The sequence below is a fragment of the Sphaerospermopsis aphanizomenoides BCCUSP55 genome, assembly GCF_001586785.1.
Classification (GTDB): Bacteria; Cyanobacteriota; Cyanobacteriia; order Cyanobacteriales; family Nostocaceae; genus Sphaerospermopsis_A; species Sphaerospermopsis_A aphanizomenoides_A.
The window spans coordinates 1-10148 of record NZ_LUFH02000152.1 but is presented as its reverse complement, the minus strand read 5'-3'; the positions used below and the strand labels follow the sequence as shown (position 1 = coordinate 10148).

Below are 10148 nucleotides of genomic sequence, written 5' to 3'. Positions count from 1 at the left end.
ATATTTAAGTAATATTTCTATTGCTAAATTAATTGGTATACCCATAAACATTTTTATCTCTCACAAAAAAAATAATCATGAGACAATGAAAAAGACTAAAAAACTGGAAAACCTGATTTTTTAATGTATTAAAAATAATCAGTAGTCTTGTTCAACCCAAAAAATCAATCAAGTATGCTATTTATTAGCAGCGTATCAGCTTCATGATAAACTCAGGAGATTTAGAAATAGTTTCAGCACCATTTTCAGAAGTTCTCAAAGATTTGCATTCCCAGTACAAATCTCTACAAACAGGTACAGTAGCGAACTACATTCCCGAACTGGCGAAAGTAAACCCCGATTTATTTAGCATCTGTATTGCTACTGTAGATGGTCAAGTTTACGAAATTGGGGATTATGAACAACTATTTACAATTCAGTCGATTTCCAAAGTATTTGTCTATGGACAGGCTTTAGAGGATCATGGACGGGATTATGTGTTAACTAGGGTGGGGGTAGAACCGACAGGGGACGCATTTAACGCTATTATTCTTGATGAGCAATCAAAACGCCCTTATAATCCAATGGTTAATGCTGGTGCTATAGCCACTACTAGCTTAATCAAAGGTGCAGGTCCAACTGAACGCCTAAATCGGGTATTAGATATGTATCGGCGCTATATTGGTCGGGATGTGTTTGTAGATATTTCGGTATTTACTTCCGAACGCAGTACAGGACATCGTAACCGTGCTACAGCCCATTTGATGCTGAATTTTGGCATGATTGACCAAAATATTGAGGAAGCGTTAGATTTGTATTTTCAACAATGCTCTGTAATGGTTAATTGTCGAGACTTAGCAGTAATGGCAGCTACTCTGGCTAATAAGGGTATAAATCCCATTACAAAAGAAAAAGCGGTTGATAGTTGTTATATCAAAGATATATTAAGTGTGATGCATACCTGTGGGATGTATAACTTTGCTGGTGAGTGGGCTTATAAAGTGGGAATTCCGGCAAAAAGCGGCGTTTGTGGCGGAATTATTGCTGTTGTTCCAGGTCAGATGGGGATTGGTGTGTTCTCACCGTTGCTAGATGCGCGGGGTAATAGTGTGCGGGGAGTGAAGGTGTGCGAGGAACTGTCCCAACGGTTGGGGTTGCATCTGTTTGACTGTTCTAAGGGGTGAGAATTACATCATAAGTACCCAAGCAAAATTAATTGTACATATTGATGGAAAACAAAAATGTCTGTATTCCTTACCTATTCCCTATTCCCTCTTCTAACTAGAAAATTTATTTTGCACGACTACTTATATATATAGATGGGGGTGGGAGGATGACCGAGTCAACCAAATATTTTCTCCTACTTCCACCAGAAAGGAGACATCTTTGACGGAGACAACCAGTCTGATTTACTCTATCCTCAAGGGACAAAGGGAGATAAGAGGCAAGCTTGTTTACAATTAAAATTGCTTTAATTAGTGAAGTTATTAGTTAGATAGATATAAGTTTGAAACATTATGAATCAACCTATTCTGCAATTTATCGTTACTCAAAATTATAAAAATTTGTCTTTACCACCGCCAATAGAGGTAGCTGAACTCAATATTGTCATAGGTTCTAATGGTTCAGGTAAGAGCAATTTTATTAGTTGTTTGAAATTTTTGAAAGATTGTTTAACTACTATTCCTGATGAAAGTCGTGGTGTTAGTAGTTTTGAGGATGCCGTTAGCAAAATTGGGACTGATAGAATTTTAGATAATAGTGTTGAAAGTCCTGCTATTATCAATTTTTCATATTGTTTTTCTCAAAGATTATCAAATGAGCCGCTTCATGAAAAATTTAACACAATGCTTACTTTGACTCTTTTTGTGGACAGAAAGAAAAATAAAATAATTATTTCTCAGGAGTTTTTTTTTATTGGGCAAGATTTAAATAAATTGAATTCACCACCTTTTTACTATTATAAATTTCATGATAGAGAAGTTGGCAAAGGTGCTGTATCAGTTTATAATCTTCCTGGACAAAATTCAGGAACACACCTTGAAGGTTTAGATAATATACCCACCAATTCTTTAGGTATAACTATACTGCCATGATTGCTTGATGATAGCCAATATTCACCTGAAAATACACCTGCTTACAGAACCAGAAGAGTGTTAGTAGAATTTATTTCCAACTGGCAATTTTATAATGCCAATAATATGGATTTAAATCAAATTAGAACTTCAGAACCCAAAAAAGGAGCAAGTGATATTTATTTATCTACATCTGGGGATAATTTACCCTTAGTTTTAGAAAATTTAATTCAGGAAGATATCGACTTTGAAGATAGTATTAACCAAGCTATGAAGTCGATATTACCTAAAACTCGTCGTCTTCGTTCTATCCGTTCTGGTCGTTTATCTTTAACTGTAGAATGGTATTTTGAAGATAGCAAAGAACCATTTTATTTGAGTGAAATGTCAGATGGAACTGTGAGAATGTTATGTTGGGCTACTATATTGCATTCTCCTTTACTACCTTCATTGTTAGTCATTGATGAACCAGAATTAGGTTTGCACGTTTCATGGATGCCAATTTTAGCAGAATGGATAAAACGAGCAGCAAGAAAAACCCAAGTTATTATTACCACACATAGTCCTGATCTATTAGATCATTTTACAGATTGTTTAGAGAATGTTTATTGTTTTTACTCTCAAGATAAAACGCATTTTTCCATGAAAACACTTTCTCAAGAAATGCTTGATGAAAAACTAGAAGAAGGATGGCAATTAGGTGATTTATACCGCGTTGGTGATCCTACTATTGGAGGATGGCCGTGGTAGTATGGGTTTTTGCTGGTGGTGGTGAAGCTGAAGTTAGAGGACTAATTCCTTTTTTAGAAAAAAATTTTCCTGGTTGTAAATTTGAACGCAAAACACCAGTGCTTCAAAAACCAGGACCTAAACCTGGGAAAGTAAGTGGTTATGGTAAAACAGGTAAAAGTTTAATTGCTCAAATTAGTAAAGAACTACCTATTGCCTTAAAAAATGAACCAAATAAATGTGACTTAATTTTAGTGTTTGACGATTTAGATTGTCGAAATGCAATTGAACAAAGAGAAAAATTTTTAGAAGCAATATCGAAAATACCTGAATGTGCTGATATAGAAAAATTTGTTGGTTTTGCTGCACCTGAATTAGAATCTTGGATTATTGCAGATTGGAATAACTCCATAGCTAAACATCCAGATTTCAGAGGTAGACATGAAAGGATGCGTTGGTGGTTAAGTACACAAAGGAATGTTATTTTTGATAATCCTGAATCGTTTAGTGAGTATGACCCAAAAAGAGATTGCTGTCAAGAAAAGCTATCAGAATCATTAATTGAGTCAAGCATCCTTGAAGAGTTTGATAGTAATTCAACACGATTTTCTAAAGGGTTACACACTCCTTTACTTTTATTAGAAATACAACCTAATGAATTGCAGAGAAAATTACCTTTATTCCGAGAACTCTATAACGATCTTAATAACTTTTGCAGTTCTTCTTAAAACTTAATGGGAAATAAATTTAGGTATTTTTGAATGACATTAAATATTTATCCGACATCATCCGCAATTGTTAAACAAGAACAGACTTAGAAAAGTTATCATTCATCCCTGCTTCTAAACTATCAATGTTTTACTAATCGCTTTGAATGTATACGCTACCAATTCTGGAAATTTTTCTAGACTAGATTTTTAGCCGTTAAATACTATACCATCTTTATGAAGATGTGAAAACAAAAACGAGATGAGACTGGCTGAAAACATAACAATTGATTGGGTTTTAGTAAATACCTGTTTACAGTTTGCTATTTGGGGATTTTGCTCACTGTTACTAGCAGAAATCATCAGAGATACTTACCATGCTTTGTGTCACCAAATCAACTGGCTAGGTAAATTGCATAATAAACATCATGCAGCTTACCGTCGGGATTTAACTTTGGTTTCTCAAAAAGCTTATTTAGATTCTCAGTTGTATCACGATATTGTTGAGTCAGTGATACTGGTAGTTTTATTAACAATCATCGCCTTAGTTGTTCAGCAATGGGGATTATGGTTGGGAGTTGTCTATGCGGTAACATTCCTGTATGGTGCATCTGTGCGCTATTTCCAAGGGACAATTGAGACAGACTATAACCATTTACCTGGTCCATTAGAAACTATTCCCTCCGTTTGGTTTGTGAACAGAACCTATCATTGGCGACATCATTTTGATGATGTTGATGCTTATTATAGTGGTGTTTTTTCTTTGGTGGATAAAATCCTCGGAACAGGACTTTCTCTGAAAGGTAAAACCGTTGCTATAACTGGTGCTTCAGGCGCTTTAGGACAAGCATTACTCGAAGAATTACTTAAGCATAATGCTAAAGTCATCGCCTTAAGCACTAATCCTAATAAAATACAGGCACAGACTGGATTAAAAGTGCTTTCTTGGGAGTTAGGTAATGAAGAGAAACTAGAAGCAAGCCTCAAGAAAGTTGATATTTTAATTATCAATCATGGCGTGAATGTTTATAGCGATCGCACTCCAGAAGCGATTTACAATTCCTATCAAGTTAACACTTTTTCTGCATTGCGATTAATAGATATCTTCTCTACAACTGTCACAGGACCTGATGCCAAAGCAACGAAAGAAATTTGGGTTAACACTTCTGAAGCGGAAGTTTCACCAGCATTGAGTCCTTTATATGAACTCAGCAAAAGAACTTTAGGTGATTTAATTACCCTCAAGCGTTTAGATCAAGTTTGTGTAATTCGCAAATTGATTTTAGGGCCTTTCAAGAGTCAACTAAATCCTTATGGTGTGATGTCAGCATCGCAAGTAGCGCGGGGAATTTTGTTTTTAGCTAAACGGGATTTTAGGAATATTATTGTGACGATAAACCCGCTGACTTATTTATTGTTTCCCATCAAGGAATTTAGTAATTGGTTGTACTATCGCATTTTTAGTAAGTCAGTAAAAAGTGAATAATTGTGTAGAGTGGGCAATTATGCCCACCATTTCTTATATTTAAGTACGTGCTTTTAGTATTGGGATTTTATTGTTGATAGTTAATAGCTTTTGTAATTTATCTAAGTGCCAAGAATACATTCTTTTTGAACATCAGTGAGATTTTGTGCAAGTAAAAGTAAATTTTTATAAGGTAAAGAAGAAGACCCATAAAATGAATACTTTTTTGACCTGGGAGTGTAATCAAAAAAAATGCTAAATCTATCTGCAACTACAGGGATTTTACCACGATGAAAAATGCTATCCGTAGCAGCAAAAATAACTGTCCCAGCAGCACCCAGACATGATTTGTAATTTGTAGCAGATGTAACCTCTTGCATGGTTTTATCAAGAATATAGCCGGATGTATATTTAAAAGTTTTTGCTATTTCTGAGGTTAAAGACGGGGGAATATATTGAAAAGGTCCGTTATCTTCATCCATATCATGTAAATAAACAATAATTTTGATGATCTTTCTGGCTTCTTTATCTAGATGCCATAATCTTGAGCCTTTTTCTAATTGATTGGCAATATCTCTCCGAAAATATACACCATGATAAGTTACAGGTAGACCAATAAAATGTTCAACAATATTGAGTAATCGTTCTTCTAGTCCCCACCAATAAATTTCTGGGTAATCCATAATTTGCTGATAACTAGCATGAATAACAAATTGATGATTATCTCCAGCAATAGGTTTAGGTATTTGGGGTATAAGCTTTTGTGCTGCTTCGATAAATTGAGGAGTAGATGCAATTGCTAAATCTGCCAATGAAGTCATAAAAACACCTTCTTGTTTAATTTTTTCGACTATTTCTAAGTCCTTCTTGGCAAGATTTGGTAGATGGGGAATATATTTTTCCACATCTGCTTGATAAGCAAGTTCACTTTGATAGTTTATAAAGGGAATTGTATCAAGAGTTTTTAATATTTTGTTTCGTGTTTTTTGCAACAAAAAATTATACATCATAGGATTATATATCGTACCCAGTAAGTATGTGTTTTTCTAATATCTACTATTGAATTTAGTTTGTATCACAATAGCTACTTAAAGAAGTTTCCACAATCTTTCTGTAGATATAATTTTCAGCATGATGACAATTTAAGTGTTGGATGATAACAGGCACTGATCACAAAATATAGTTTATGCCAAGCTGCGCTACAGATAGTAACAACTTTCAGTAAAAAACTTTTTAATTTTGTTACCTGTCATCTGCTATGTGGAGGATAATTTTGTTTTAAAAATTCCTCTGCTTCTCTTCTATTTTTAATTACTCCATCTACAGTAGCAGCCAGCAAATTATCCAGTATAATTTTAAATATAGGACTCGGCTTATAACCCAATTGCTTTAAATCATTACCATTTAACAGCGGTTGAATATTTACTAAAACTGTTAAATAATGCCAAATCTTACGCCTAATTAATCGCGGACTTTGTACAGCAATTAAAACTAAAGTTTCTAAATCAAAATGTCTCAATAAATGTAAAATTTGACTAGGAAGCTCACAGTTAGGTAATGATTGCATCACCTGAGTTTTGATTTCCGATAATTTCTTTAATCTAGTAATACTATCATCAGGCAATTGCAGATTTTTTGATACTTTGGCACGATATTTTGGTTCTAAATTGGCAATTAAAACTTCTAGCCGCATTTGCCAAGGAATTAAAGTATTTTGCTGGTTTTCAAATCTTCTTAGACAGCGTTCTAATAAACGTAATTGCTGTAAAATTTCCGCGTTCAATGTGAGGCTATTATGAATACATTGTAACGCTCCTAAATCAGATAATAAATGTAAGGCTGATAGCCAATATGATGCTTCCAGAATATTTTTTAGTTCTGCTTTTAACCGAGTTTGCAAAGCAGGTGTTCTGGTATTTTCTTGGGAGGTGCGGTCATAAACACCGCTATTAATTGCATAGCGGATATATTCTTCTGTTTGCTGTTCAATTTTAAAACCAAAGCGCACTGCAAAACGAACACCACGATAAATCCGAGTAGGATCTTCTATAAAACTATTAGCGTGTAAAATGCGAATTTGCTGGGCTTGTAAATCTAATAATCCCCCAAAAAAATCTAATAATTCACCACTACGGGGAGAGGTTAATCTTAATGCCATTGCATTAATAGTAAAATCTCTTCTATATAAATCTTGACGAATTGAACTAGCTTCCACTTCCGGGTTAGCTGCGGGATAAGGATAAAATTCGGTTCTAGAAGTGGCAATATCTACCCATAAGGAATCTAATTCTGGGTCTTTATGCCATAGTAAAGCAGCAGTTTGAAATGCACCATGAATTTCTAAACGGGCATTTTTATAAATTTGTTGGAGTGCTTTTGCTAATTCCACTCCTGCACCAACATCTGCTGCTTGATGAAACCCGTCAACAACCAAATCAATATCATTAATCATTAATGTGCCTGTTGCTGTTCCTGCTAATAACAAGTCCCGCACTGCACCACCAACTAGATAAAGATGCCAACCGCGTTTTTCTGCTGCTTGAGAAGCTATATTTAATAGTTGCCAAAGTTGAGGTAGAAGACGTTTTTCTAACTCCAGGTTGAGTCTTAAATCCTGAAAATTATTTTGAATTTTGAAGTTTGCTAGTGCAGAACCTCTAAAGGAGGCATTTTGAATTTCTAGTTGATGTAATTCCCTTAAAACATCAGTACGAGTGACAATACCAACTAAATTTTCATTTTCTAAAACTGGTAGTCTGCCAATATCATAAGTTACCATCAAAGACTCGATTTGTGGCAAAGTTGTATCTGGTGTAATTGTCTTTAAATTTGTTGTCATGTAACCTTTAACTGGTGCATGACTAAAGCCGTGATGTAAGGCAATATCTAAATCTCTTCTAGAGATGATCCCTACTAATTTACCTTGATTATTAACAACGGATAATCCAGAATGCCCATAACGGAGTAAAATTCTTTGAGCTTCATAAATTGTGGTTTCTGGTCGAATGGTACGCACAGGAGAAGACATTAAATCTCTCGCTGTGGGAGGATGGGGAATTTGCGCCTTTAATCCATCTAATAATTGCTGTAAAATTGCTTGTGAATCATGGGTGCGAATATTTAAAGATGCAGCTTGGGAATGTCCACCACCACCAAAAGGTTGAAATAGTAAATTAAGATTTGTGTGGTGAATTTGCGATCGCCCAATTACAGTTAACCGCAATTCATCATCATCTAAAGGATATTCATGTACCAAAAGTATGGCATCAATTTCTGTTAACTCCACCAATTCTGACGCTAAACCTGATAAACCTGGTACAAATTCATCAGTTCTCAGTGTCACCCACCCAATGGTATATCCGCGTAAACACAGATATTCTAAATTTTCCAGAGCTTGAGTTAATAATTGTTGCAACTGCGGCGATAAACCCGGATCACGGTAAGTTGAAATTACAGATAAACTTGCCCCCTGCTGCATCAACCAAGCCAAAGCTAAAGCATCTCTGGGTGTAGACTGGCTGTATGTTAACGAACCTGTATCCACGTGAATACCCAAAGCCATCACAGTTGCTTGGGCAGAAGTGAGAGCAATATGGCGTTTTTGCAGTTCTTCCACCATTAAAGTCGTCGTTGCGCCCACCCGGTCAACATATAATTGCGTAGTGGGAATATCACCATCTTGTCCGAGATGATGGTCATAAACTATGATTTCTTGCACATTGGGCAAATCAAACCATTCCGCAGCTTTACCCAAGCGATCGCGCTGTTGAGTATCCACCACCATTAAAGAACGAATTTTGTCAGGATTAACAGAACGCCTTTCAATCAAAGAATATTCATCTCGATGTAAAGCCAGAAAATCCCGCACAGGTGGATGCGCTCCCCCAGTTAGCACAATCTTACTCCCTGGCTTGAGGCAAGTTAACCCCACCGCAGCACCAAGAGCATCAAAATCAGCAGTAGTGTGGCAAAGAATTAGATCCATAACAGAAAGAAAAGGGTGTAGGGGTGTAGGGGTGTAAGGGTGTAGGGTGTAGGGGAAAAACTTAATTTTTGCTTCTGCCTCTTGCCTCTTGCCTTTTGCCTTCTTCCACTGACAACTGACAATTGACAACTGATAATTGACCAACTGTTACAAACCGGACGTAAAATATTAATTGTTCAGAAGACCACAATTACAGGGGTCAATGAAAAACTCTGTCTGTCCATCATATAGTGACAGATTGAGGACAAATTACGATTTCGCCGTGTTGGGAAAAGTAAAAATGAGCATAGTATTCCAATTTGCTTTAGTATCTCTAGTTCTAATGTCTTTCGTCCTAGTTGTTGGTGTTCCTGTCGCTTATGCAACTCCTCAAAACTGGGTTGAATCTAAAAAGCTGCTTTGGGTTGGTTCTGGTGTTTGGATTGCCTTAGTGCTTTTAGTTGGTTTATTAAACTTTTTTGTGGTGTAGGCAACTGCTTAAAACAGGAACTAGCACATAACATAAACATTAGAGGAGCAGAAAAGCTAAAGTAAAAAGTCAGCGTGCCTTTTTGCTGAACTGCTTTCCTGCTCTTCTATATTGAACACAGAAAAATGTATTGGCTAAGAAGTTATAGTTATAAGAGGCAGTCATGGCAGTTTTTGAGGGAACATTTACTCAAACAGAGCCTTTAAAGTTTGCGTTGGTGATTGGTCGATTTAATGACTTAGTTACAGTCAAGCTTTTAGAAGGATGTCAAGATTGTCTAAAGCGTCACGGTATAGATCCCGATCCTCAAGGCAATCAAGTAGATTATGTTTGGGTTCCAGGAAGTTTTGAAGTTCCTACCGTAGCTCGCCAGTTGGCACTCTCCCATCGTTATGATGCCATAATTTGCTTGGGTGCGGTGATTAAGGGACAAACGCCCCATTTTGATTATGTATCTGCTGAAGTAGCTAAGGGTATTGCTGCTGCAAGTTTTCAAACGGGAGTACCTGTGATTTTTGGCATTCTGACAACAGATACGATGCAGCAAGCATTAGAACGGGCAGGGATTAAAAGTAATCACGGCTGGGATTATGCTATGAACGCCATAGAAATGGCTAGTTTGATGCGTCAATTACGCCCTAGTCTAGCAGAACCTTTAGAGTAGGGTGTGGGGTGTAGGGTGTGGGGTGTAGGGTGTGGGGTGTAGGGTGTGGGGTGTAGGGTGTGGGGTGTAGGGTGT

Annotated in this window: 9 protein-coding genes; 7 read left to right on the top strand and 2 right to left on the bottom strand. The window is 36.4% G+C overall.

All coding sequences use genetic code 11. The features are described from left to right. Positions 1–203 precede the first annotated feature (203 nt). From glsA to A0J48_RS24825, 5 genes are all read left to right on the top strand, one after another. Positions 204–1163 (top strand): glutaminase A, encoded by a 960-nt coding sequence (gene glsA, locus A0J48_RS24840; protein ID WP_234301148.1) that lies wholly within the window; start codon positions 204–206, stop codon positions 1161–1163. A 333-nt stretch (positions 1164–1496) separates the two neighbouring features. After that, the gene (locus A0J48_RS27290) at positions 1497–2075 is read left to right on the top strand and encodes an AAA family ATPase (RefSeq protein ID WP_234301147.1); all 579 of its coding nucleotides are present in this window, start codon (positions 1497–1499) and stop codon (positions 2073–2075) included. A gap of 57 nt (positions 2076–2132) precedes the next feature. Then, positions 2133–2804 (top strand): AAA family ATPase, encoded by a 672-nt coding sequence (locus A0J48_RS27285; protein WP_325079072.1) that lies wholly within the window; start codon positions 2133–2135, stop codon positions 2802–2804. Beyond that, complete coding sequence (locus A0J48_RS24830; RefSeq protein ID WP_234301145.1) at positions 2792–3511, top strand: hypothetical protein; 720 nt, start codon at positions 2792–2794, stop codon at positions 3509–3511. Before A0J48_RS27285 ends, A0J48_RS24830 begins: the two co-directional genes overlap by 13 nt. A 241-nt stretch (positions 3512–3752) precedes the next feature. Continuing rightward, entirely contained in the window at positions 3753–4976 is a 1224-nt protein-coding gene (locus A0J48_RS24825) for a bifunctional sterol desaturase/short chain dehydrogenase (RefSeq protein WP_200327253.1), read from the top strand. A gap of 101 nt (positions 4977–5077) precedes the next feature. On the opposite strand, the gene A0J48_RS24820 is transcribed toward A0J48_RS24825, so the two are convergent. Together A0J48_RS24820 and A0J48_RS24815 are read right to left on the bottom strand one after the other, a co-directional pair. Further along, positions 5078–5965 (bottom strand): phytanoyl-CoA dioxygenase family protein, encoded by an 888-nt coding sequence (locus A0J48_RS24820; RefSeq protein WP_325079069.1) that lies wholly within the window; start codon positions 5963–5965, stop codon positions 5078–5080. A 239-nt stretch (positions 5966–6204) separates the two neighbouring features. After that, a complete protein-coding gene (locus tag A0J48_RS24815; protein ID WP_200327252.1) occupies positions 6205–8940 on the bottom strand; it encodes a CBS domain-containing protein in 2736 nt (911 codons plus the stop codon). Between the two features lie 280 nt (positions 8941–9220). Between A0J48_RS24815 and psbZ the strand changes: the two genes are divergently transcribed. Beyond that, on the top strand, positions 9221–9409 hold the full coding sequence (gene psbZ, locus A0J48_RS24810) for a photosystem II reaction center protein PsbZ (protein WP_041643540.1): 189 nt from the start codon (positions 9221–9223) through the stop codon (positions 9407–9409). Positions 9410–9572: 163 nt separating this feature from the next. Beyond that, a complete protein-coding gene (gene ribH, locus A0J48_RS24805; RefSeq protein WP_200327251.1) occupies positions 9573–10073 on the top strand; it encodes a 6,7-dimethyl-8-ribityllumazine synthase in 501 nt (166 codons plus the stop codon). Positions 10074–10148: the final 75 nt, after the last annotated feature.